Genomic DNA, 23,902 nt, shown 5'->3' with positions numbered 1-23,902 from the left:
CAGGAATTTGTCTTCTTCCTTATTCCTCCTTTACCAATGGATAATTGATAATTGCTATATTAGCTTTAAAGCCTCTCCTTTAAAGCAGAAAAAAAGTGCTAGGAGATATCCTTGTATTCAATTCCCTTATGGTTTTAACCAGGAGTAATTATCCATTATTCATTATCAATTATCAATTAATGAAAATTATCCACTTCTTAATTTAGTCCAGTACCTTTCATAAACTTCTTCATATTTACCTAGTGGAGCTAAACTTTCACACCTTTCAATAATTGACTCTGGAGGAAATAAAGTAGGGTCTTCTTTTAGTTCTTCTGGTAATATTTGATAAGCTTCACGAGAAGCTGTCGTAAAACTGAGTCTTTCTACAATTTCAGCTGCTATATCTGGCTGTAACATAAAGTTAATCCACTGATAAGCACCATCTGGGTTAGGAGCATTTTTTGGAATTACTAATGTATCTGTCCACAGGGAGGATCCACTGCGTGGGGTAATATATTCTAAATCTTCATTTTCTGGTTTAATTTCTGCTGCATCAGAAGAATAACACATAGCAATCAACAAATCTTCTACCAAAATTTGAGACCGCCAACCATCTGTAGTAAAGGAAGCGATCGCTGGTCTGAGTATGAGTAACTCTTCGTAAGCTTGCTTAATATTTTCTACATTGGTAGAGTTGTAAGAATATCCTAATTTTCTTAAAGCACAGCCCATTACCTCGCGCACGTCATTCACTAAAGTCATCCGCTTCAATACTAAATCTCGATTTTCCCAGAGATAATCCCAATCATTAGGCGCTGTTGGTAACAGTTTACTATTGTAAATTAAACCAGTAGTTCCCCAACTTATGGGTACGCTATAAACATTACCTGGATCATATATGGGGTCTTGAAATTGGGGAAACAGATCGTCTAAACCAATAATTAAAGAGTGATCTAACTCTGTCAGCAAATTTAGGGCAGCCATTTTTTGCACCATATAATCAGATGGATAAATAATGCTATATGCTCCTCCTCCCCCTGCTTGTACTCTAGCTAGCATTGACTCATTAGAGTCAAAGACATCTGCAACTACTTTGATACCAGTTTCATCGTAGAAGCGATCTAGCAAATCTTGATCTGTATACCCTGCCCAAGTATATATATAGAGTAAATCTGAATTACCCTGCATTCTGGGGTTAGATTTCACTTCGGCTAATCTCCAACCACAACTAGAAAGGGTTGAAACTGCGATGGTAGCTGCTGACGCTTTCAGAAATCTACGTCTAGAAGTAGGAGTATCTTGCTGAGAACTCAATTTCGCTACATTATTTCGCTGGTATTTCTGTAAATTAGTTGGAGGCACAGTAGTTACAAAAAGTTTAAAGTCAAAAGTAAGTTTACCAATGGATAATTGATAATTGATAATTAATCTAGTTAGTTTAAAGTCTCTCCTAATAATTGATAATTATTCATTCTTCATTATCCATTATCAATTAATGAAGTTTTTTAATTGTGTTTAACTATTTTTATGTTCTTGATTCACTTAAAGCCAAACAATTTTGTTTTGCCCAGTAAACATAGATAGGAGTATCTTGGTTGGGTAAAGTTCCTTCTGTATTTGGCTGCCTTACCATCATCTGATCGCCTGACAACAGATTTACTTGATAATGTACATGAGTTCCCATATACATTACATTTGTCAACCTGCCTTCAAAACAATTTTCTGATACATCTGGAGAATATAAACTCAGATTAACTTTTTCTGGTCGCACACTTACAACAACTGAAGCACCTCCATAGATTTCTCCATTTTGTTCCTTATCACTCACTTTTGATTGTTCTACAGATATCTTTAGACCACTATCTGTTTTAACAACCATACTGGAATTATTACTATATTCAACCCGACCTTGAAATAAATTTGTATCTCCAATAAAATCTGCCACAAATGGACTTTCGGGACGCTCGTAAATTTCTTGAGGAGAGCCTATTTGTTCTATTCTACCCTCGTGCATCACAGCAATACGGTCAGACATACTCATGGCCTCTTCTTGGTCGTGAGTTACCATCACAAATGTAACCCCCAAATCTCGATGTAAATTGGACAATTCCATTTGCATTTGTTTGCGTAGTTTCAAGTCTAGGGCGCCGAGAGGTTCATCTAATAATAATACTGCTGGACGGTTTACTAAAGCCCTTGCTAAAGCCACCCGTTGTTGTTGCCCACCAGATATTTGATTAGGATAGCGATCGGCAAATTTATCCATTTTCACCAACTGCAAAGCTTGTGCTACTTTTTCCTCAGTTTCGGTTTTTCCTAAACGTTTGATTCGTAGTCCAAAAGCAATATTATCTTTAACGCTCAGATGGTTAAATAAAGCATAGCTTTGGAAAACAGTATTTACTGGACGACGATAAGCAGGAGTTTGGCTCATAGATTGGCCTCGAATCATTATTTCACCTGCTGATGGGGTTTCAAATCCAGCTATTAAGCGTAATGTGGTAGTTTTTCCACAGCCAGAAGGCCCTAGAATACTAAAAAATTCTCCTTGACGAATATTGAAGTCCACACCCCTTACTGCTGTATGGCCTTCAAATACTTTGAATACCTTACGCAGTTCGACGTCGTTTTGGGTTTTGGTTACGCTCGTCCCAATATTCAGTGCAGTTTGAGTCATAATTATTATGTCTTGAGTGAGGAATATACTTGGGAAATTGGGTTTTCAACTAATTTAAGTATTATATTTTCTAGTATTTTAGCAGTTCCGGCTATTACACTTTACAAATTTAAGTAAAGGCAGCCCAATTAACTAGATAAATATTATTTTTCTTCTTTTCTTTCTTCTTTTCTATTCCCACCGAACCAGAATTACTACTCTCTACTCCTTTGGGAATTGCTATAATTTTTTTTGCTGATTTTTCTATCTATAAATATAGCTATTCTGTCAATAAATAGTCATCGGTGGGTGAGGGAGAAACTTCTGGATTACTAGATGAATTTTCAGTTGTTTCTCCTTGTTCTTTTTTATTGGTAGATTCTTCTATTTTATCCAATGATTCATCTGAATTTTCTTGTTTTTCCCATTCGGAAACTGGTTTAGTTAAGACATTTTTGAAATTGACAGATAACAACAAAACAGATACCTCTTCCGGCGGTTCTCCCTCCGGTTCCAATTGAGAATATATAAAATTACCATTAAAGTCTGGTTGACCTAAAAATAGACGACTTGTTTTACCATCTTTGAGTTGAATTTCTACAGTTATTTCTGGTTTTTCTAAACCATATTCTGATAACTGAGAAGCTGAAGTAGTGATGAAGCGATCGCTTTTTAAGTTTGTTAGTTCGGTTAGCAAAAATTCTACTGTTTGTAAATCAGCTTCTTTTTCTACAGGTGTAGTTATATTCCAGTTTTTTTCTTCTGCTTCTTCGTCTATTTTTAAGGTTAATGTTTCTGGATCTTGTTTAATAGTAATAGTCTGAATTTGTTCTAACTCAAAATCAAATACTTCTTTTTGTTGTTCTTTTATTTCTGCTTGTTGTTGTTTACCTCGAATTTCATATAAGTAAACAAATCCTCCTAAAGCAAGTGCTGTTAACATTAATGTTAAAGTTGTTTTCTTGATTTTCATATTATTTATGGTTTTAGGGAGTAGGGAGCGGCGAGCAGGAAAATAGACCTCTCCAGAAAAGATGGAGTAGAGGAGCAGGGAGAAATAATGAATTTTTTCTATCGGATAATTGATTCTATTTTTTATTATTGGAAATGTCTAATAGGGAATAGGCAAATAATGTTTATTTTGTTCGTTGTACCATATTAAGCTGGAATCTGTTCTATCATCAAAGTCTTAAGACTTACCCAAAAACCGGGTTTATAGGCAAAATTTCGGAAAAATAATAATCAAGGTAATAAACTAGGTTTCTTGTTAATCAGTTATCAGCTAAATATTTTTTCTAGTTTAATCAAAATAACAAAGTAAAAATCTAACTTCTGAATTCTACAGGACTTACGTAGTACCACTATATATGGTGTATAGTTTCAGCATTATTCTGGATATTGTCACTACAATTAGTGCCCTTGCGTAAGTCCTGTTCTAAATTCTGAATTCTGAATTCTAAATTCTAAATTCATTAACGTCGCTGCCACCAGATTATTCCACCAATTGCCAAAGCTAAAATTGGTAAAATTATAATTGCCATCCAACTTAAAAATCTGGCTTGGACTAAAGTCATTGCAATACGACGATTTGTGGTTTTTTTCGGACTAATAGAAAGTGTTTGTTGTTCTGGTTTACTTAACCAAGAAACTGAGTTAAGAAAAACATCTCCATTCAGTTGTTGTTGAAACCAACCATTTGTAGCAAACTGAGAATTTCCTAACACTATTAAACGTGCTTCTTCCGATTTATTTTCTGATTTTTCCTCTATTTTACTAGAGTCTAATTCATCTGGAGGTTGACCAGGAAGTGGGGTAATAACCTCTGCTGAAGTTGTTTCTTTTTCGGCTTCTAATTTTGAAGTAGAAGTTGTCACAGGTTCATCAGGTGGTTGACCAGGAAGTGGAGGAATAGGAGTAAGGTCTAATTCCGTTTCCTGACTTTTTTCCGGAACAGGAGAACGAGTTAAAGCTACACCTAAAGATAATGGCCCAATGCGATCGCGGCCTTCATTAAACCTTAACTGACCCCTTAAATCTGTTTCTGCCCAACTTTGGTCATTAGTCCAAATTAGAGGACTTTCCTCTATCCCATCTATGGCCTCACTTTCTATGGGGCGAGCAAAGGGATATAAAGAGATACCATTACCAAAATCTTGAGTAATAGGATGTTCTCCATACCGGGTAACTAATACCACCCAGGGGTCAAGACCTACTAATCGACCAATTTTTGGGTCATCTATTGCCAAGCGATCGTCAACTAATACACCCCACTCTTCAAATAAATCATTTAATCCTGGGTCGGTGCTTGGGTCTAACATTATCAATACACCGCCACCTTGGTCTAAATATTCTTGTAAAGCAGTAATTTCTGCTTCTAAAAATTCTCTTTGAGCACCAGCAATAATCACAACATCTGCATCTTCTGGTACTTGAGAAATACTTGCCAAGTTGATAGATTCTACTATGTAATTTTTATTTTCAAGAGCATTAACAGCTTCAGAAAAACCTTTTTGGCCTTCTTTTAATTCTCGTTCCCCGTGACCTTGAAGAAAATATATTTTTAAAGTTCTAGTACCAAGTATTTTTTCGATACTATTTGTAAGTTTAGATTCGGTTAGAAGTTCTAGTTGTCTGCTAATAATAACTTCTTTTTTATCTCCCACTTCGAGATGAATTTCTCCTAACTGTTTAACTCCAAATTGATTGGCTTTTCCCGGTTGTGTTTGAGGGTCTACTAACTCAAACCTAAATTTACCATTTGCTTGTCTTTGATAGTTTTTTATTAGTTGAGTATATTGGGGATTCTCGCCTCTATCAAATATCCAAAGTTTGACTGGTTGTTCGAGATTTTCTAATACTTCTATAGTTTGTGGTGATAGTGTAAATTTTTGGTTTTCAGTAAAGTCTATTCTAGTTTGATAACGAACTGCTAGAAAGTTAATTAGTGCCAAAATTATCAGTACGGAAATAGTAGAAAAAATTGCATTTGTGCCAGCTTCAGTTGCTCGACCGCTCCACCAATTTCTGGTTGAGTTTTGTTCGACAGAATAAGCTTGATAAAAAATCCATAAACCAATTATTACTATGCTAGCAGTTATCAAAGCTAATGGTATGGGTTGCCAAGTTCCTGAAACAAAACCTGCTGATACACCGATAATAGTTAAAATTGGTCCTAGCCAAAATAAATAACTCCAAGTACCTTTGATAATTTTCATATTATCTTTTTTTCTATTTGTAAATTGTCTTGAATAGGAAATCAGGAATAAGGGAGAAGCAGTATTATAAATAAATTCAGGGATTTCTGCAATCAATGATTTACTTAATTCCCCTAGAAGCTCAAAGGAAAAAGGATAAATTAAGAAGATATTTTTTCTCTTGTTATAGTCAAATTAAGTCTTAATTTTCTGCCTCCCCGCAAGTTTTTTTTCGGGAATTTTGGTATAATACGTTGGCTAAAATAATATTGATTGAGTTGTCTGTAATTACTTGAGGGATCGATCTTTAAGCAATTGAACATTATATCCTTTTTTTTCTGTCTTCTTCATTATTAAATATAATTTTTGTCTCCAATTATTTTTTTGCTCTCCATAATTAAATATAGTTATTATGAATGATAATTACAGGAATTTATGGCAGGAGAAAAATTTACCTTTTCCCACAAATAGTTTCCTGGAAATTCTCTGATATTCCCACAGTTAAATTTTGGAGAAAACCATCTTCTTGAAAAGATGAAGAGACAATTATATGGTTGAGGAAACATTCATTAATAGATAATGGACAATGGATAATTACCTCTTGTTAAAAGCGAGAGGATTGAAGATAAGGAAATATCATAGCACTTTTCTCGAGGGGAGATTGGATATGGCGTTTAGCGATCCGCACAACTTCGTTAACGGTTGTCGCCGACATGAAAAACGCCGAGCGACTGAATTGTGGAGCGGCTCTGTAAGAGCTGGAAACTTCGCCATCTCAACCTACGCGAAACTTTCCTTACAGAATGCTATCGTAAAAGTTTTTCATATAGACGAAAGCCGAAGTACTAAGTTGTACGCCAGCAAAACGACTACTTTTTCCCTGAATTATTTAATTATTCGGTAAAATTCACAAATAATCACAGGAATTTCTAGCAGAATAAAAAATTATGCTTTCCTCCAGACATTCTCTGGAAAATTCTCTGACCTTTCCCAGTTCAATTTTGGAAAAAATTGTAACTTTTAGGGAACAGTTAATAGGAAAGGGAACCTAATAATTACTTGATCTGTATGAGAAACTATATTGTTATTTTAACCTATAGCTTAGGAACGTTGGAATCGTAAAGCATCAATTGATTGAGCAGTTAAAAATACTCCTAAAACAACATAACTCAATAACATAATTATGCTGCTAGTATCTACAAGTCCCTGAATAATATTAGTGTAATGTGTCAGCATTGATAAATGTTTCAATATCTCTGCTAAAACACCACTAACATTATTTGCGACAACATCAATTACCCACAAAAATAATACTAAAGCAAATGTCAAAATGGCAGATAAAATTGCACTATCTGTCAAAGAAGAAACAAACATTCCTAATGATAATACTGCCGCAGCAAGTAATATTAATCCTCCATGTCCTAACAAAAGTAACACTGGCGAAATAGGTGGTTCTGCTGCATTAATAGCGATTGCTTCTAATCCTAACAATGGCAAGACCATCGAAATATAAAATGTTAATACAGCTAATAATTTTCCTGTTGCTACTGACCAGTTTGTTAGGGGTGAGGTTGCTAATAATTCTAAAGTACCTCGTTTTCTTTCTTCTGCATATAAATTCATGGATAACATAGGCAATAAAAATAAAGATAGAGAACCCATAATCCCTAGATAAGCTTTCAAAAATTCGTAGGGTGCATCGACTGGAGGCTCTGTAATTCCTAATTGGTCTCTAGTCGCAATTTGTTGAATAATTCCATCTGGTCCTAATAAAATAGCTACTAAAAAATATCCTCCCAATAGCCAAAATATTCCTGTAATTGAATAAGCTAATGGTGAGGCAAAATATCCTTGTAATTCTTTTCTGTAAATTGCGATAATGTTACTTATTATTATTAGCATTAGTTGAATTCCTGATATAGCAAACCTAAATAGGTTGTAATATTTTATCCGTTTGAATAGTTATAATTTAGAAGCTAGTAGTTTTCCTTGAACAAGAAGATACATTTCATCAGCTAGAGCTTTACTACAAACAAAAAGAATCTATTACTAATTAGGGTTTGCGCTCAAAAGTTTTATGGGTAAGGGTAGGAGTCAGGAGACAGGAGACAGGAGACAGGATAAATGGGAATTATAGGGAAGGTACTCGAAAAATTATTCCTCAATTTTTCTGCCATAATCATCTCATGCATACTAACTTTTTGCAGCTCTATCCACCAAAAAGCTGGTACTTTTTAAAGGCTAAAAAATCCTAAAGTCTTTATCTGTGAATACTTTCATAATTAATCAGCCAGCCCTAATTACCTGAATATAATACAATATTTTATCATACACTTCAATTTTCCCAAGGGTCAGGTAATTGACTTTTATCCTTTGTTAGCTTAATATTTCTCTCAGATTTTTCCTCATCTATAACAGAATTTGTCGATACTTTAACCATTGAATTTATAGCAACTTCACCTGTAGTTAAACCTAAGAAAACATCTTCTAAACTAGCACGAACTCGACGTAGTTCACATAAACCCAAACCAGCAGTAACAATAGTATTAGAAATTTCTTTTCCTGGTTCCAATTCAGGTTTACATTTTATTTGTAATCTGAGGCGACTTTCATTATCTGACTTGATTTTTTCTAGAGATTCAATTCCCGGAACTTCAGCTAATAATTTTAACCCTGTTTCTATCTGCTGAGTTTCTCCTTCTATTTCTACTTCATATCCCCACCCACTTGCTAACTTATTACTCATTTCTTCAGGAGTACCCGTAGCTACAATTTCACCTTGATTAATAATCGCTACTCGATTACAAGTCATACTAACTTCTGGCAAAATATGAGTAGATAAAATAATTGTATGGTCATTAGCTAAACTTTTAATTAAATTTCTTACTTCAATAATTTGTCTAGGATCAAGACCAACAGTAGGTTCATCTAATATAATTACCTGGGGATCGTGTACCAAAGCTTGAGCAATACCAACCCTTTGTTTATATCCCTTTGATAGTTTTCTAATCAAAACTTTTTGCTTATCTAATAACCCACATCTTCTGATTGCCAACTTAACTCTAGCAGAGCGATCACCTGCAGGAACTTGTTTAATTCTAGTTACAAAAAATAAAAATCCTTCCACCGTCATTTCTGAATATAATGGTGGTATTTCTGGCAAATAACCAATCAATTGTCTTACTGCCATCGAATCTTCATGGACATCATAACCAGCAATTTTAGCCGTACCACTTGTAGCAGGCAAATATCCAGCTAAGATTCGCATTGTTGTAGTTTTACCTGCACCATTAGGACCCAAAAAACCCAGTATTTCTCCCTGTTGTACAGCAAAAGAAACTTCCTTCAACGCTGAGGTTGAACCATAAATTTTGCTTAACTTCTCAACTTCAATCATTATAAATTTATATTCCTAAAAATTAATTTCTAATTTCTAATATAACTATTATTGTACTGGTGAGGTACAATAATTTATCACTTTTAGGAAATAGGGATACAGAAAAGAAGAACAATAACTTTACCTCACAAAGGTTGGGAAACTTTATAGTAAATTAAACAAGATAGTCGTAGTTAAGTAGCTAGTACCGCTACGCGGAAGTCTGAATTCAGGAGTTAACCCACCCCTAACCCCTCCTGGGAGGGGAATTTAGAAGTTTTGATTGGTAAGGCTTTGAGTATTTTGTCACTGGTAACATATTTCCGTCATCCGGCACTAAGTATAATTAAATATAACTATGTCTGCTGCAATTGATAGCGAGTGAAAGAAAGTAATTTAATCTGAAATCAGCCTCAAAACATTTCTAAAAAACAATTTGTTTTCAAATAAGAATATTTGAGATTTGAGAATAGATGCTCGATACTAAACAAGACATAATTTAAAGTAAACTAAACAACAGGGAGTATTGGGAAAATATTTTATAACCTGATGCATGATCAATCTATGTCTTAACCAACTTTTTCTGGGCTATATACTATCAAGAGAAGAAAATAAATTCTTTCTAACCAATCCTTATATTCCATAAGAGTTAATTATTAATTATTCATTGTATTTAGTTGGTGATACTACACAAATAGCTGTCACAAACATAAAAATCATTAATTGTTTAACCATAACAATTATTTTATCCAATCATTGCCTATATATCTAATATGAAATATGATGCTACTTATGAATATCCCGATCTTCCTATCAATTATTGGTACTAAATATTAACATACTTTTAATAAAATTCCTTTTTATATTTCCAATCATCTACTATTTTGATTTTACAAAAATAATAACTTATAATTTAATTGAATAAATTTTCACTATTGTGTATTTTTCAACACCAATCTCAAGCTTACTATCAATGATTGTCTTAACCAAAATTTCTCCAGATGCCAACTATCTTGAGGCAGAAAAAAATTAGTTTAACTTTCGGTTGAAATATCATGTTGAAAATCAAAACTATACTAGGTATATTAGCAGCAATAGCGCTTCTCCTACCCACCAATCAACCATCGGTTAAGGCAAACCCCACATCATCAGAAAATTCTCCCCCAACGGAACAACCAAAAAGTATATACCAACAGGCCAAAGAAGAACTACCTGAAGACTTTTATGCACTATATCGAATCCTGGAACGCATTGCCAGGGCCAATAAACTTGATGAAAAACCTTGGCGGATCGTAATTGTTCCAGAGTACAACATTAATGCTTTTGCTACCGACGTTAACCTGATTGCTATCTACAATGGTATTCTAGAGCAACTTACCGGGGATGCTTCAGCAATAGCTTGTATAGTTGCCCATGAAATGGGTCATCATATTAAAAAGCATATAGCTTTATCTCCTTCGGAAAAAGTGGCCTTAATTGAGCAAATTCAACAAGAAGCTCAACGAGAAGCTTTGGCAAAAAAGCAGAATGCTCAAGCACAGGCAACTGGTATGTCTATTGGACGTAGTGCAGCAAGAATATTTGGTGGAAGAGTAGGAAGATTTGGTGCTGCTATATTGGGTAATGCTAGTCGTCAACGCTCGAAGGTAGCTCAAGAAAGAATAGATGAAATTGTCGCCCAGAAAAAAGAAGAGTTGGAACAAACTCTTGCTGAAGAAGCTCGTCAAAGAGAATTTGAAGCTGACGAAGTGGGATACTTATATTCAGCAAAGGCAGGTTTTGAGGCAGAAGGTTGTTTAAGAGCAATGAAAGTTTTCGGGCAAACACCAAGTGCCGAATTTGACACAACTCATCCTACTGTACCTAAGCGTATCGAAGCTTTTAAAGATTTGATGGTCAAGTTTCCAGCTACATCTTTAGCAGAAGAAGGTGGAGCACTTATTTCTGAAACTAAACCTTTGACTTACAGTTTATCTAAAGATAGAGCATCTTTAAGAGTTAATTCTAGTCGTGGCAGTTCTTCTACAGATGATGTAGAACGTTTATTCGGTCAGTAAATATTCAAAATTTGGTATTCCTACAAATACAAATAGTTAAGAACTATTTGCTAAATCTGATTTTGTCTGTTTTCATATCATATCATGTCCGTTGGTATCATTTGTGTAAAAGCCGGGAAAATATCCACCATATTTAAGGTTTTTTCTTCTCTCAAAGCTTCTTCCTTCTTCCTTCTTCCTTACCTTCTCTATACAATACCAATGCTACCGGACATGATATCAAGTACGCTTGCTTTGGAGTATTTAAGAAACCAGGTTTATGAGAGATAGATATCAATATAGTAGGGCTTCTAATACAAACCCAGTTTCTATACTGATTATTTTTTAGCATATTTTCAAGTAAAGATTTTAGCTACTTAACTTTTGGTCTGATGAAGATTGTGTTTATAATAATATTTTAAGGATTTATTAAGGATTAAAAAAATACTAATGAGTGCAATTCAGTTTATTCAAGGTATGGATGAAGAGGCTATACCAGAAGTACGTCTAACTCGTTCTCGTAGTGGTAATCAGGGAACAGCCACATTGATTTTTGAGAATCCCAAGGCTTTAGGCCAAGATGTGACTCAAGAAATTACAGGGATGTATCTGATTGATGAAGAAGGCCAAATTACTAGTCGCGAAGTTAAGGCTAGATTTGTCAATGGCGAGCCTAAATTCCTTGAGGGATATCATGTTATGAAGTCTCTGGAAGAATGGGAGCGTTTTATGCGTTTTATGGAGCGTTATGCTAAAGAGTATGGTTTAGAATTTAATAAGGCTTGATGATTCCCCCAGGCTAGTAGATTTTGAGCCTGGGGATGTCTAGCTATTTCCGTGGACTTCCCTAAAACAGAAAACAAATAATTTACTGTTAACTTCTCCTAAATATAACAGCAGCTCTGACAATCTCTAGTTGAACAGATTAATTCTTTACCAAAAAATTAAGATATAAAGTTTCTCCATTCAGGGAAAAAAATAAAAAAATTACTTTTAGCCAATCCTTCTATTATAGAATCCGTCATCCTGCACTAGTATTTTCACTTCCAGGTTCTACTAACGCTGTCAGGCTTGCTGTAGAAAAGCGAATATTACCAGAATTAGTTCACTTAGTTTTGCAACTTCGTAAAAGTTAAAATAGTTTTGTAGAATAGGCAAAGATGCCTATTAATTATATTTGTTAGATAGGTAGGATGCCCATCCCACTTATAGCTGAAGTCAGAAGTTAAATTCTGAGTGTGACTAAATTTATAGAATGTGCATCTTGCCTGTTCGTTACTCATTGATTTAATTTTCTTGTTCCTTTAATACTAAAGGGCGCAACAATACTTTATTTTTCAAAAGATTAACAGCTTGGGCGTAATATGGATCTGATGTAGTAGCGATCGCTTCTGGTTTGCGATACAACCTTCGTTTTTGAGAGTCTGTCAAATTGAGAACCACATCAGGAGTAACACCTTTTTTACTAATATCAGTTCCTTTCGGAGTGTAGTAATGAGCAATAGTTACTGCCAAACCAGAACCATCTGATAAAGAATGTACTGACTGTACCAAAGCTTTCCCAAAAGTCTGGTCTCCCATAATTACGGCACGACCATTATCTTTTAGCGCTCCTGCCAGAATTTCACTAGCACTCGCTGAGTCACCATCTACCAAAACCACTGTCGGTTTATCAGTCAAAGCTGAACGGTTTGCCCGCAGTTCTTGTCTATCTCCATCTCGGTCAACTGTGCTGACAATAGCACCTTTATCCATCCACATCCGAGCAATATCTATACTAATACGCAATAACCCCCCTGGGTTACCCCGCAAGTCTAAAACATAGCCATCAGGATTTTGATTATCCAGGTCTTCTATCGCCTTTTCCATCTGTTCTCCAGCATGGGCGCTAAATTCTTGTAAACGGATATATCCAATACGCTGATTTCCTTCTCGCTTGAGGTCATAACGAACTGCTTGTAATTCAATTCTTGCCCTTGTCAAAGTCACATCAAACTCTTGATCTCCTGAGCGAATAACTCGCAGCACTACCTTTGTACCTACATCACCTCGAATCAGCTTGGCTGCTGCTGATACGCTTAAGCCAGCAGTAGATTTACCATCAATTGCTTCAATTTTGTCTCCTGGTAATAAACCGGCCTTCATCGCTGGAGAGTTTTCCACAACGTCCACCACGGCGATCGCCTTGGTAAGTTCTTCCTGCTTTAGTTGCATTCCCACTCCAGACATTTCCCCTGATGTTTGATTTGTTAGAGCTTTAAACTGTTCTGGGTCTAAGAAACGAGTATAAGGGTCATTCAGTTTATCTAGAGCTTCACGTAATGCCTTGTAAGCTTGTTTTTGGGATGTATAGTTTCTCTCTAATAAACTTTTCCTAGTAGCTTGCCAATCTGTATGATTAAAGCTACCATCAACATACTCGCGGTTAACAATTTGCCATGCTTCGTCCAAAACTACTTTGGGACTATTTTCTAAATTTGCCTCAGCAGGCTTACTCAAGCTAGGGGTTAATAAAGATAAAGCTGCTGTTGTGGCTATCACTCCACTATATAAAATATTTTGAATAAAAGAAAACTGTTTTGAAGCTGAGTTCATTTATTTTTTTGGTAGTTGGACATTTACTCGGTTGACTTTCCCAATATTTTATGATATAAGGATAGTCCTTATTTGAGGAAACCTAATATACTAGGATATTGGCTGAGGATATTGATAATTGTATCTATTGTATCTATAGTCATTAGGAAATGCACTATCAGAATAATTTTAGGGAAAAGCGAGGTTTAAAGTTATTTTTTCTGAAGTCCCACATATTAAGGAATTCAGAAGTTGTTTTTTTGATGTGGATGGGTGAGCAACCCTGCAAAAACATTTCGTCTTAAAGGGTGGGATTAATCAGCCAATTATTTTGATCGACTCTGCTCGTATAGGTATGAATCTTTAATAGGGTATAGTTAATATCCTAACATAAAACAAAGATTGTCCACTAGGTAAGGCAAGATTTCCTTCAATATATCTAGGGCTGGCTGATTAAATTTAAAAGCATTGAGATATAAAGACAAGTGCCTTTTTTGGGTCAAAAAAAGTGCGCCTGTTTCAGTCTAAAACGCTCAAAAAGTTAGTATTTTAGGCGCATAGTTGGGCAGAAAAATCAATGGATAATTCTTACCGAAATATTGTGGTTTAAAGCCTCCCGTTTTAAGGGGATAATAAATCAAAATTTTCCTGTTCGTCAATCCTCTCCTTGAAAAGAAGAGGTAATTCTTAATTCTCAATTCTCAATTCTTGAATTCTACCTTATCTAAATTCCCCGTTACTCCTGTATCTTATCTCCTGTATCCTGTCTCCTACCCCTACTAAAAGACTTTTTCAGCAAGCCCTATTTATAAGTTTTGGGAATCATCTCAGGAAGAGCAGAACAATTAGAGAAATTTGTTTTTGAAGGAGTCAGTCTCGTAAAATTTGCTACTACCCAAATTATGAGTTAATTGAAAGGAGCGATCGCACCACATAAAATACGAAGGAGGCTAAAAGAAAATTTGAGCTAAAATAGTCTTGACAAACCAACAATTTTTTTAGTTTTATCTAAAGATTGGTTGAAAACTACCCTCTCTATTCTCGCAGCAGTTCTGTTTGATTTTGGAGGATGACAAAGTAAGTAAGAAGGACAAGGAGAAATAAGCCAGGTTTAGGCTCTAAGAGAGTGAATGCACAAGCAAAGATTAAGATAGCTAGAGTGCTTAATTTTCGGTATGTTCGGTGGGTTACGTCGGACAGTTAAGATTTTGGTTGGCGATTCATAAGTATTGCTGCCTAAACCACCCAGGGCAAACGCATCTTATTTTGAAGTTATGACAGGGCAAGGATATCAGACTTCTAAGTATTTATACTCATTATCTCTCTAAAGCTTAACGGCACAAGTTTCCAGAATTTAGATGCGTTTGCCTTGCTAAACCACCCTAAGCCTGGATTTAATATTCCTTTTACAAACAGTCTATTGTGGCAGATTTTTCTGTTTCTATAAATCTACAACTGCTGAGTATTAGCTTGAAATTTGCTCACAGAACAATGCTAACAACCGATAGAGCTTTCCATTTTCTGTTAGAAATGCTGTTGGCTATCTTGACTGACTCTGTTACATAAATTTTTTCTGTGCCAAGTGATAATTATGAAATACAAAAAATTGTGCTACCTATCTTATCTCCTAATCATCATGTCCTTTCAAAGAGAGGGTGGATAAATGCCAATCAATTTTGCGGTTCTTCCAATTCCAAATGAAAGAATGTGTAGAGTTATTTGGAATTCTATACAAGATGATTAAAAAAGATGTATATAATATAATTATAATTTATATTTAATAATTATAGATAAATAGCTTCAATATTTAAAATAAACGACTCCATTCGGAGTCATAGCATTCTTTAAAATAAATGGCTCCATTCGGAGTCATAGCATTTATCATCTTCCCACGTTCTATTAGAGCGTAAACATTGTGCTTTGTTTTTAATCCAAGGAATTGACGTAGGAGATATCTTTTGCTTCTCTTGAACTACTACAGGATATATACTCTTATTAGCTTCAACCCATTTACCATATAAATGATACCCAATAAATCCTACTAAGAATAACACATCTGCAGACAAAATTGTCAATATTAATATTTTTGAGATAAATTTGAGTTTTTTCTTCCTAAGCTGACGCTCAATAGTAGACCGACCACCCTTCATCAAAGTATTTTCTATCAACATTTCTACCCCTAATAATCACAAAATACAATAGGTGTTATACCTCAATAGTCTAAGTAAACTAGAAGAAATTGAGGCTATTAATTTTTTAATAACTTGTATATATAAACAGATATTAATCCTGAAATTGTTTCAAGATCAAGTACTTCTACGCAACTTCATCAAACCTTCATAATTCTTCTGAAGATTAATAATATTCATTATCTTAAAATATTAACTACAAATAATTAACATTTTTTATTGCCTAAAAATAAATAAAATCAAGATGATATTAAATTTATATATGGTAAAAAAATAAATTTATTGAACCATAAAAAACTTTGAGTAATTTAATTAATAGTGATTTTAATTGTATATAAGCACAAATAATTGGGGGATAATGAGACGGAAAGATGATTGAGCACTTAATTTTATATGTTGTGGGTATAGAGTTTTATTGATATATAATCTGATTGATATGCACAAGTATTAATAAGGAAAAAGGCTATGATTAAAAATTAATTATTTGTAGCAATATTTAAGTAAAAAATATAAAGGCCAAAAAATTGACCAGGCTATTGTAAATTTCTGTAGTTCTTTTTGGTCAAGGGTTTCAGATGAATTTATTTAGGATGTTATATGGAGTTTCTGCAAGTTTGCCAAATTTCTAACAACTTCATCAAAACTTCATAAAACTCGGAAATTTATCCACTCGAATGTTGCATTTACTTAGAGGTGATTGATAAACTTCGCTGAAATTATTATTTCACCTAGTTTTGAGGGATATTGGTTCTCAGAGACTGTTACTCACCAAATTTAGGTCTAGCAAAGAACTTAGCTTCTTAATATTTATTTTATAAATCAGCTTTTAGGCCATAAGGTAAAGTTCGATCATAATCAATGGGAGAAAAGAGGAAATTAGAGACTGGGAAATTCCCCAAAATTGGTCATTAAAATCAGGCAATCATAACTCAGCGTTTTAGCTAGAAGAAAAGCATTTTGTGGAGAAGCTTAGACTATTGTTGGCCATAAAATACCTTTTGCCCACACTAGCTACAATAATTAAGGTAGAAACATTTCAGATATAGGTTCCTACCTAAATATGCAATTTAAACAGCTTTTGCTAATACATGACCTCACATCACAACTAAAATCTTGTAGGGATGTTCCATGGAACATCCCTATCATGTTCTACTAATTATGAAAACCGCTATAAGCTGATAAAACTTATGCCAACTTAACTGCTGTTCCAGTTGCAGTGATTAATAGCAAAGCCCCTTTTTCATCCACATTAATAGTACCTGTATCTATTTCTATTCCAACAACTCCATCAGCACCCATACGTCTAGCACGCTTTTCGAGTTCCGCGATCGCATCTTCCTGACCCTTTTTAAATACTTCTTCATAACTGCCAGTACGACCTCCGATAATATCTCTAATTCCAGCAAAGAAATCTCTCAGAGCATTACTACCATAAACTACTTCAGCAGTGACAATTCCTAAATATTCTTGAACTTCAGCGCCTTCGATTATATCAGTTGTAGTTACAATCATCTTTATTATTATCTCCTGTTTTTTTTGACTCAGCCTTATTGTTCTCTGTAAAAATACTACAGAAACTGAATCAATTATTCCTGAACAAAGTGCTATGATTAGTCATTTCTATAAACACTATTAATTTCAGACTGGCCGTGTACAAACAAACAATATCAATACTTAGTAGTCTAATGGTGGCCACAATAACAGCCACTATTCCTTCTATTGCTTATGGAGTTCCTTGCTGTGGGGTCAAACTATTGGCTCAAGGTAATCAAACTGCAAATTCAAAGTTAGATAAACTACTACGCCAGGGACGGGAATTAGCCGATGCTGGAAATTATCAACTTGCCATAACAATATATCAACAGGCAGCACGTTTAGACCCCAAGAATGCACAAATATATTCCGGTATTGCCTACTTGGAAGCACTCCAGAAAAATTTCCAAGCAGCAGCTCAGTTTTATCAACAAGCGATCGCCATAGATCCTCATAATGCAGATTTTCAATATGGTTTGGGATATAGTATGGCCAGATTAGAAAATTATCAGGCTGCAATTGAAGCTTATCGCCGTGCTTCTTTGCTAGATCGCAATAATATTAATGCTCATTTAGGTTTGGGTGCTACATTGTTTCGCCAAGAGAAATATAATGAGGCGATCGTTGCATATCAAGTAGCAATTCAGTCTAATCCTCAGAATGCTGAAGCTCATGCTGCAATGGGTTTAGTATTATTGAAGCAAGAGCGCTTTCCTGAAGCATTAGCAGCAGTGCAACAAGCTGTGCAATTATCACCGAGAGATGCAGGGATACAAATCAAGTTGGGAACTGCTTTATTAGCTACTGGAGATACTAAAGGCGGTTTAGCTGCTCTGAAATTAGCCTCTAGTCTAGCACCGAGAAATGGAGATATTCAGTTTCAAATTGCGGAAATTTATCAAGCACAGAATAATACTCAAGCTGCTTTGAAATTTTATCAAAAAGCTACTTATGCTAATCCTGATTTAATGGAAGCTAGGTTTGCTGCTGCAGAGATACTTTTAGAACAGCAGGATTATTTACAAGCCATAATTATGTATCGGCAAGTCATTAAGAGAAGTCCCGATAATGCAGATGCTCATTATAAAATGGGGTTAGCTCTTCAAGGTAGAGAACGTAAAAGAGAAGCATTAAGATTTTTTGAAACAGCTTTAAAACTGTTTGAGGAACAGGATAATTCTGAGGGTGAGGAAAAAGTGAAAACTGCTTTAGCAGAATTGGAAGATTAATATCCAGTGTTGTTAATAACAACACTGGATATTAAATTACTAATAAGACTTCAATAAACCTTTCCCAAGTGAAGTCTTTTTCTCTTGTTTTTTGATATAGAAATGCAATTTCCTCCTCTGAAAAAGGAGACTCATCAACACTTGCCAATACTACATTCATTTCACGGATATCTAAAACACCATTTTTGTCGGCATCAATGGGAATAAAGTAAGTGGAAAATTCTTCAAACCTTGACATCAAATAGCGATGCCGTAACATTAGTTCGCCAAATTCTTCAAAGTCAATCTCACCACTACTATCCACATCCATGCTTGAAAAGATAAGATTTAACTCGTCTTGTTTTAAGGGGTTTCCTGCTCTTTGAAAATGGTAACTTAGTTCATTTAGGGACAAACTACCACTATTGTTGCTGTCAATTCCATCAAAAATATAGCGTATATCTCCTTTTAGTTCTTGTGAAGCATTAGTAAATAATACCCGATGATGCCTGCCTTCGATTGCCTCTTTTAATTGCTTTCGGAACCTGGAAATCACCTCTTTGGCAGTAATATAGCGAAATCGATGTTCTTCCGGACTAGCAATAGCATAAGGTGCTACAGGAACTAAAGAAGGAAGTAATCGTTTTGTGCTTAAAAAGCAAATGTAAGCCCCCAACTGAAAGGGGATTGACAAAATGGGTAAACCAATGGGTGTCATAATTACATTCATTATCCAACAGATTAGTGCTGTTAGTAAGGCTGCTCCAGAGGATGACCCTAGACTCCTCAAGTTAGGAGCATAAAAGATTCCTCCAGTGGCGATCGCTGTCAATGTCGAGTTGTATCCCCATAGTCCAAAATAAAGCACATTGTGATCTATTCCCAACGCCATTCCTGTTAGTAGTCCAATTGCCGAACCCAATAGGGCAAAAATACTTCCCATGGGGCTGTACAGTATTAATCCGACAAAAATCAAAATTGCTGATAGCAGCTTGCTTGAGAAGAAGACTTGACTGATACCAAAAATCACAGCAAAAAAGAAACTAATACCATTGAGATTTTCAGTAATATTGGGAAATGGTGGTGGTGGACCAAATTGAAAAAATGGTTGGGGAAGGTATAGAGCGATCGCCAGAAAAGTTAGGGTTAAAGTTATGAATGGTACTCCCATAGCTGGCAGTTTTAGTTTCACAGCCATCCACAAACCCACACGCTGCATCAAAACTGTACTTAAACCAGCACACACAACAACTGCGAGTAACCACAATGGATTTCCACTACCATTTCCCCAACTACCAAAAGTACCTAATGCTAATCCTATTAAACCTCCGTTAAAGCCAAAAATACCGTTGCGAATACTGGGTCGATCCAAACCTAACTGATAAGCGGTTAGGGTAGCACCAACAACTCCTACTAACAACATTAATGCTACCCAGGGAGATTGAATGAAAACTGCGATAACGAAGAGGAAACCACTGATCGGATTGTTGGCAAATCCGATCTGTCCCACACCCCGGAAAGTAACATTAACAAAATCTAGTGCTGGTTGATGCTCTAGAGTTTGATTTAGGTCTTGCAAAGTTCCCATCACTGGGAATAGACGTCTATTAGATACTTTTTCAGATTCTAGAAGGCGTGAGAGTAACTCATGTAAAGGAGAACTTTCTTCATTTGTGATAGAAGGTTGGTTATCAGTCATTAGAGATGATTCCTGAATTTATTTAGAATATTTTGTGATGATAGAGCCTATAATGCAAGTCAGAAGTTAGAAGTCGTAGTAGGTTTTCTATGACCAATATCATGTCCGGTTAAATAGTTATAATTAGAGTTAGTAGTAGGGCTTCAGCCCTAAGCTATAGATAGGGCTAAAGCCCTACTACTAACAAAAACTTTTTGTTGGCGTCATTGGCATCAGCCGAATCGAGTTCTATCGCTGATTATCCAGACATTATAATGTTTGGTAGAACAATTATAATTCCGATTGTATTTTTGCTCTAGCCCTAAAACAATTATTTAAAGGACTAGAACAAAACTACAAACAAAAACTCTATTCCTTGTAGGAAAGGGGGGGACTCTTTTTCCTCTTCAGTCCTTTTCCAAGGGCAAAGTATAGGTAGTTATATCATGTCCGCTGGTATCGGAGCGTGTAAACCAAAGGGTGAATATCTACAGGAAATTTAAGTTTTTTCAGGGTTAATACCCTTAAATAAAACCTTCATCTCAAATTTCTGAATTCTGAATTCTGAATTCTAAATTCTTACCCTTTTACAATACCGATGCTACCGGACATGATATTAATTAACCAACAGTTATATCAATTCATAGAACAACTTCATAAAGCGATCGGTATCTACATCTAGACAAGCATCCACATTAGGAGGTGCTGCTGTTTCATCCCGACGATCGCGTCGATCTGCCAACGACATACCAGAGGTAAATTTTCCTTCTGTTTCTACTACCATGTAAACTGACTCAGTAGAGACGATACTTGGGTCAATCGCCACCCCAAGAGCTAAAGGATCGTGCAGGTAGCAACCAGAGAACCCTTCATTATCTCGGTAAAAAGCCATATAAATCTCAGTACAGTCAGCAATTAACTGAGAAACCGCAGATGGATGCTGTTTGGCATTATCTTCAACAGCTTGACGGGATAGGGGAGCTTTCATTGCCACGTCTAATCCTACTAGGGTTAAGGGAATACCTGACTCCATAACTATTTGAGCTGCATCTGGATCGACAAAAAAGTTGAATTCTGCTGCTGCTGAGATATTACCTGGAACCATCACCGCCCCCCCCATAATCACAATACGTCCTACCTTTTGCATAGTGTCGCGATTGGTTTGTAGTGCAGTTGCAATATTCGTTAAGGGACCTAAAGCTACGATTGTTAGGTCATTACCATATTCCTCAGCCGCTTTGAGCAACACTTCTATGGCATTCTCAGAAGAAGGTTGTACAGTGAGTTGGGGATAACGAGGCGTGCCGTCAGGATTTTGGAAACGATGTAGTTCTCCGAGACCATCAGATCCGTGGATACCAGCAGCATTGAAAGGAGGACGCACCAGAGGTTTTTCACAGCCTTTAGCCACTAAGGGAGGATTTTCAGGTTGTACAATATCAATTACTCGCAGGACGTTATTAGCTGCTTGATGGACATCAATATTTCCTGCAAGTACCGTAACGGCTTTTAAATCGAAGCGATCGTAATTCAGAGCCATAATAATTGCTAGAGCATCATCAACACCGCCATCTGTATCAATAATAATTGGGCTATGGGAGTTTTGAGTATTAACCATTTTTTCTCCTAAAAAAATACAAAGTTAAAGATCGGGGTCAAAGTTTTTGTTTGTAGTATTGCTCTAGCCCTTACAATTATTAGGGCTAGAGCAATACTACGAGCCTAATGATATTAGATAGCTAAGGATGCTAGCTCATCCATAGAGACCATACCATCGTTATTGGCATCGAGAGATTGAAACATCATATTCAGTAAACCTTTGTCTGCGTTACCTGTTCTCTCTGCCAGAACTGCTTGTAACTCTGCTGGAGAAATCTGCCCATCTTGGTTTTTATCCAGATATGCAAATGCTTTCTTTACTGCTGCTTCCAGTTCTGTATGAGAAATTTGCCCATCGCGGTTACTATCCCATTCATCAAAATTAACCAGAATTCGCCACGCATCTTTCATGCAGGTTTCAACGATTAAGTTTTTGGCTGGAAGACACTGCTCTAAAGGAGGTACCTTGCCATGAGCATTCATATAATCAAGAAGGGGTTTAATTTCGTTTAAACCTGTTAGTAAGAATTGATAAATTCCCACCTTATACATCTTGTTAGGGTCGAAAGGTGCGTGGTTAATGCTGACAATTTTTAAACTGGGATAGTCTTCAATAATAACATCAAGGTCTGCGTGTAAATAATTCGGTGCTTCCTGCTCTGGGGTACTGCGGGTAATAGCGATCGCCTCCTGTAAGACTTTTCCTGGTACTTGTATCAGGGCAATTTCTGTTTCAAATGGCAGTTCTTCCATTAGATCCCCATAAGTAAAAGAGGTATCTTGTTCATAGTCGCGCTTGCCTCTGACACATCCTCCCTGAAGCATCACAATATCTATATTTTGTAAACTTCTCTTGATATAAGAGCATAAAGTTGATGCGACTTTTTCTGGCTCAAATCTGGTTCTTTTGGAGGACATAGTTTCTTTAACCTGAAAAATTTCCACATCCATCAGAGAACCGAGAAATTTTTCTGTTTTTTCCACAAACATTTGTGCATTAGGATCTGCATCGAAGTGACTAGCTGGCAACAGATGAACGGCAGAATGAACTTGCTCGTCTGTAGACCACCAGATATCTGTAACTAAAACATTCTTAGCATCAGAACCAGCTTTGACAATAAAACTTTGAGCAATTTCTTCAATGTAGATTTCGTGTTCGTGACCACCAATAATTACTGGTATTTTGCCTTTTAGTTCGTCATTTTGGTCAATCTGTGTCGCTAGTTCCCTGTCTTCTGCAATGGTTTGGTGAGTTAGAGGAATAAGTATTGTTGCTTCGTCTGCACATTCAGACCAAGTAGATTTTAAGGCTTCAAAAATAGGTTGAATGGTTAAGTTTGTTCCAGGTCTGAAAATATCGGTATTATCAGTGCAAAATCCAGCTAATGCAACTTTATGGCTTCCTACTTGTATAACATCATATTTTGGCAGAGGATTTCTTTCTGGACCGACAATAGGTAAGTTGGAAATATTGCTATTTAGACACTTACCTTGGTAGGTCTGGAAACGTTCTTGTAAAACATCTAGATTCACATCAAATTCATGGTTGCCAAAGCAAAGGTAATCAATATCCACCACATTTAGGACATCTAACATTGACTTACCACCATCCAAGGAAGTTAATAAACAGGGAGAAAGAAAATCTCCGCTAAGGGCAGCTATTACTACTGCATCTTCTGCTGTCTGTTTTAGAGATTTAATAACTGTTTCAACATAAGGATAGTTTTTGATGTCGTAAACATCATTTATTGAGACTATTCTCAAATAAGTGCCTTCGGCCTCTCTTGGTCTTGGTAAATATATGGTTTTCATTAATTTTTAAATTAGTAATAACAGAGAAATTTTAATACAAATTCAATACAAAAATATGATAATTT

General features: G+C 35.7%; 15 protein-coding genes and 1 pseudogene. 4 read left to right on the top strand and 12 right to left on the bottom strand.

What is annotated here, in order from left to right; genetic code table 11:
* Positions 1 to 186 precede the first annotated feature (186 nt).
* From ACP6PL_RS13245 to ACP6PL_RS13220, 6 genes are all read right to left on the bottom strand, one after another.
* Positions 187 to 1,296, bottom strand: a complete 1,110-nt coding sequence (locus ACP6PL_RS13245) for an ABC transporter substrate-binding protein (protein WP_426545745.1) — start codon at positions 1,294 to 1,296, stop codon at positions 187 to 189.
* A gap of 211 nt (positions 1,297 to 1,507) precedes the next feature.
* Entirely contained in the window at positions 1,508 to 2,659 is a 1,152-nt protein-coding gene (locus ACP6PL_RS13240) for an ABC transporter ATP-binding protein (protein ID WP_426545729.1), read from the bottom strand.
* Positions 2,660 to 2,918: 259 nt separating this feature from the next.
* Positions 2,919 to 3,611: a DUF4340 domain-containing protein gene (locus ACP6PL_RS13235; protein WP_426545728.1), complete on the bottom strand. Its 693-nt coding sequence runs from the start codon at positions 3,609 to 3,611 to the stop codon at positions 2,919 to 2,921.
* 499 nt (positions 3,612 to 4,110) lie between these two features.
* Positions 4,111 to 5,853 (bottom strand): GldG family protein, encoded by a 1,743-nt coding sequence (locus ACP6PL_RS13230; RefSeq protein ID WP_426545727.1) that lies wholly within the window; start codon positions 5,851 to 5,853, stop codon positions 4,111 to 4,113.
* A 1,080-nt stretch (positions 5,854 to 6,933) separates the two neighbouring features.
* On the bottom strand, positions 6,934 to 7,734 hold the full coding sequence (locus tag ACP6PL_RS13225) for an ABC transporter permease (protein WP_426545726.1): 801 nt from the start codon (positions 7,732 to 7,734) through the stop codon (positions 6,934 to 6,936).
* Between the two features lie 433 nt (positions 7,735 to 8,167).
* Positions 8,168 to 9,229 carry an ABC transporter ATP-binding protein gene (locus ACP6PL_RS13220; RefSeq protein WP_426545725.1) on the bottom strand — a complete coding sequence of 354 codons (1,062 nt, stop codon included), beginning with the start codon at positions 9,227 to 9,229 and terminating at the stop codon, positions 8,168 to 8,170.
* Between the two features lie 1,034 nt (positions 9,230 to 10,263).
* Here ACP6PL_RS13220 and ACP6PL_RS13215 point away from each other — a divergent pair.
* From ACP6PL_RS13215 to ACP6PL_RS13205, 3 genes and pseudogenes are all read left to right on the top strand, one after another.
* Entirely contained in the window at positions 10,264 to 11,265 is a 1,002-nt protein-coding gene (locus ACP6PL_RS13215) for a M48 family metallopeptidase (RefSeq protein WP_426545724.1), read from the top strand.
* Between the two features lie 429 nt (positions 11,266 to 11,694).
* Positions 11,695 to 12,030, top strand: coding sequence for a photosystem II reaction center protein Psb28 (psb28, locus tag ACP6PL_RS13210; protein ID WP_426545723.1), 336 nt, complete (start codon positions 11,695 to 11,697; stop codon positions 12,028 to 12,030).
* 245 nt (positions 12,031 to 12,275) lie between these two features.
* A pseudogene (locus ACP6PL_RS13205) lies at positions 12,276 to 12,380 on the top strand (molybdenum cofactor biosynthesis protein); the annotation flags it as partial.
* A gap of 151 nt (positions 12,381 to 12,531) precedes the next feature.
* Here the strand turns inward: ACP6PL_RS13205 and ctpB are convergent.
* The 3 genes from ctpB to ACP6PL_RS13190 form a co-directional block, all read right to left on the bottom strand.
* Positions 12,532 to 13,839 (bottom strand): carboxyl-terminal processing protease CtpB, encoded by a 1,308-nt coding sequence (gene ctpB / locus ACP6PL_RS13200; RefSeq protein WP_426545722.1) that lies wholly within the window; start codon positions 13,837 to 13,839, stop codon positions 12,532 to 12,534.
* Between the two features lie 1,823 nt (positions 13,840 to 15,662).
* On the bottom strand, positions 15,663 to 15,989 hold the full coding sequence (locus ACP6PL_RS13195) for a hypothetical protein (protein WP_426545721.1): 327 nt from the start codon (positions 15,987 to 15,989) through the stop codon (positions 15,663 to 15,665).
* A gap of 1,203 nt (positions 15,990 to 17,192) precedes the next feature.
* Positions 17,193 to 17,519: a YbjQ family protein gene (locus ACP6PL_RS13190; RefSeq protein ID WP_426545720.1), complete on the bottom strand. Its 327-nt coding sequence runs from the start codon at positions 17,517 to 17,519 to the stop codon at positions 17,193 to 17,195.
* A 137-nt stretch (positions 17,520 to 17,656) separates the two neighbouring features.
* Here ACP6PL_RS13190 and ACP6PL_RS13185 point away from each other — a divergent pair, with 137 nt between their 5' ends.
* Positions 17,657 to 18,769 (top strand): tetratricopeptide repeat protein, encoded by a 1,113-nt coding sequence (locus ACP6PL_RS13185; protein WP_426545719.1) that lies wholly within the window; start codon positions 17,657 to 17,659, stop codon positions 18,767 to 18,769.
* Between the two features lie 31 nt (positions 18,770 to 18,800).
* Here ACP6PL_RS13185 and ACP6PL_RS13180 read toward each other — a convergent pair whose 3' ends face one another.
* The 3 genes from ACP6PL_RS13180 to ACP6PL_RS13170 form a co-directional block, all read right to left on the bottom strand.
* A complete protein-coding gene (locus ACP6PL_RS13180) occupies positions 18,801 to 20,447 on the bottom strand; it encodes an urea transporter (RefSeq protein WP_426545718.1) in 1,647 nt (548 codons plus the stop codon).
* A gap of 610 nt (positions 20,448 to 21,057) precedes the next feature.
* Complete coding sequence (locus ACP6PL_RS13175) at positions 21,058 to 22,044, bottom strand: nucleoside hydrolase (protein WP_426545717.1); 987 nt, start codon at positions 22,042 to 22,044, stop codon at positions 21,058 to 21,060.
* 113 nt (positions 22,045 to 22,157) lie between these two features.
* Entirely contained in the window at positions 22,158 to 23,837 is a 1,680-nt protein-coding gene (locus ACP6PL_RS13170) for an EF-hand domain-containing protein (RefSeq protein ID WP_426545716.1), read from the bottom strand.
* Positions 23,838 to 23,902: the final 65 nt, after the last annotated feature.

The organism is Dapis purpurea BLCC-M126 (assembly GCF_050015975.1).
Taxonomy (GTDB): domain Bacteria; phylum Cyanobacteriota; class Cyanobacteriia; order Cyanobacteriales; family Microcoleaceae; genus Trichodesmium.
The sequence above is the reverse complement of the archived record's forward strand: the minus strand, read 5'-3'. Positions and strand labels throughout refer to the sequence as shown.

Bases quoted from the DNA above. Each gene is read 5' to 3' on its own strand.
- ACP6PL_RS13195 (WP_426545721.1), bottom strand. From the start codon at position 15,989: ATGTTGATAGAAAATACTTTGATGAAGGGTGGTCGGTCTACTATTGAG.
- ACP6PL_RS13230 (WP_426545727.1), bottom strand. From the start codon at position 5,853: ATGAAAATTATCAAAGGTACTTGGAGTTATTTATTTTGGCTAGGACCA.
- ACP6PL_RS13220 (WP_426545725.1), bottom strand. From the start codon at position 9,229: ATGATTGAAGTTGAGAAGTTAAGCAAAATTTATGGTTCAACCTCAGCG.
- ctpB (WP_426545722.1), bottom strand. From the start codon at position 13,839: ATGAACTCAGCTTCAAAACAGTTTTCTTTTATTCAAAATATTTTATAT.
- ACP6PL_RS13170 (WP_426545716.1), bottom strand. From the start codon at position 23,837: ATGAAAACCATATATTTACCAAGACCAAGAGAGGCCGAAGGCACTTAT.
- ACP6PL_RS13225 (WP_426545726.1), bottom strand. From the start codon at position 7,734: ATGCTAATAATAATAAGTAACATTATCGCAATTTACAGAAAAGAATTA.
- ACP6PL_RS13240 (WP_426545729.1), bottom strand. From the start codon at position 2,659: ATGACTCAAACTGCACTGAATATTGGGACGAGCGTAACCAAAACCCAA.
- psb28 (WP_426545723.1), top strand. From the start codon at position 11,695: ATGAGTGCAATTCAGTTTATTCAAGGTATGGATGAAGAGGCTATACCA.
- ACP6PL_RS13235 (WP_426545728.1), bottom strand. From the start codon at position 3,611: ATGAAAATCAAGAAAACAACTTTAACATTAATGTTAACAGCACTTGCT.
- ACP6PL_RS13215 (WP_426545724.1), top strand. From the start codon at position 10,264: ATGTTGAAAATCAAAACTATACTAGGTATATTAGCAGCAATAGCGCTT.
- ACP6PL_RS13190 (WP_426545720.1), bottom strand. From the start codon at position 17,519: ATGATTGTAACTACAACTGATATAATCGAAGGCGCTGAAGTTCAAGAA.
- ACP6PL_RS13175 (WP_426545717.1), bottom strand. From the start codon at position 22,044: ATGGTTAATACTCAAAACTCCCATAGCCCAATTATTATTGATACAGAT.
- ACP6PL_RS13180 (WP_426545718.1), bottom strand. From the start codon at position 20,447: ATGACTGATAACCAACCTTCTATCACAAATGAAGAAAGTTCTCCTTTA.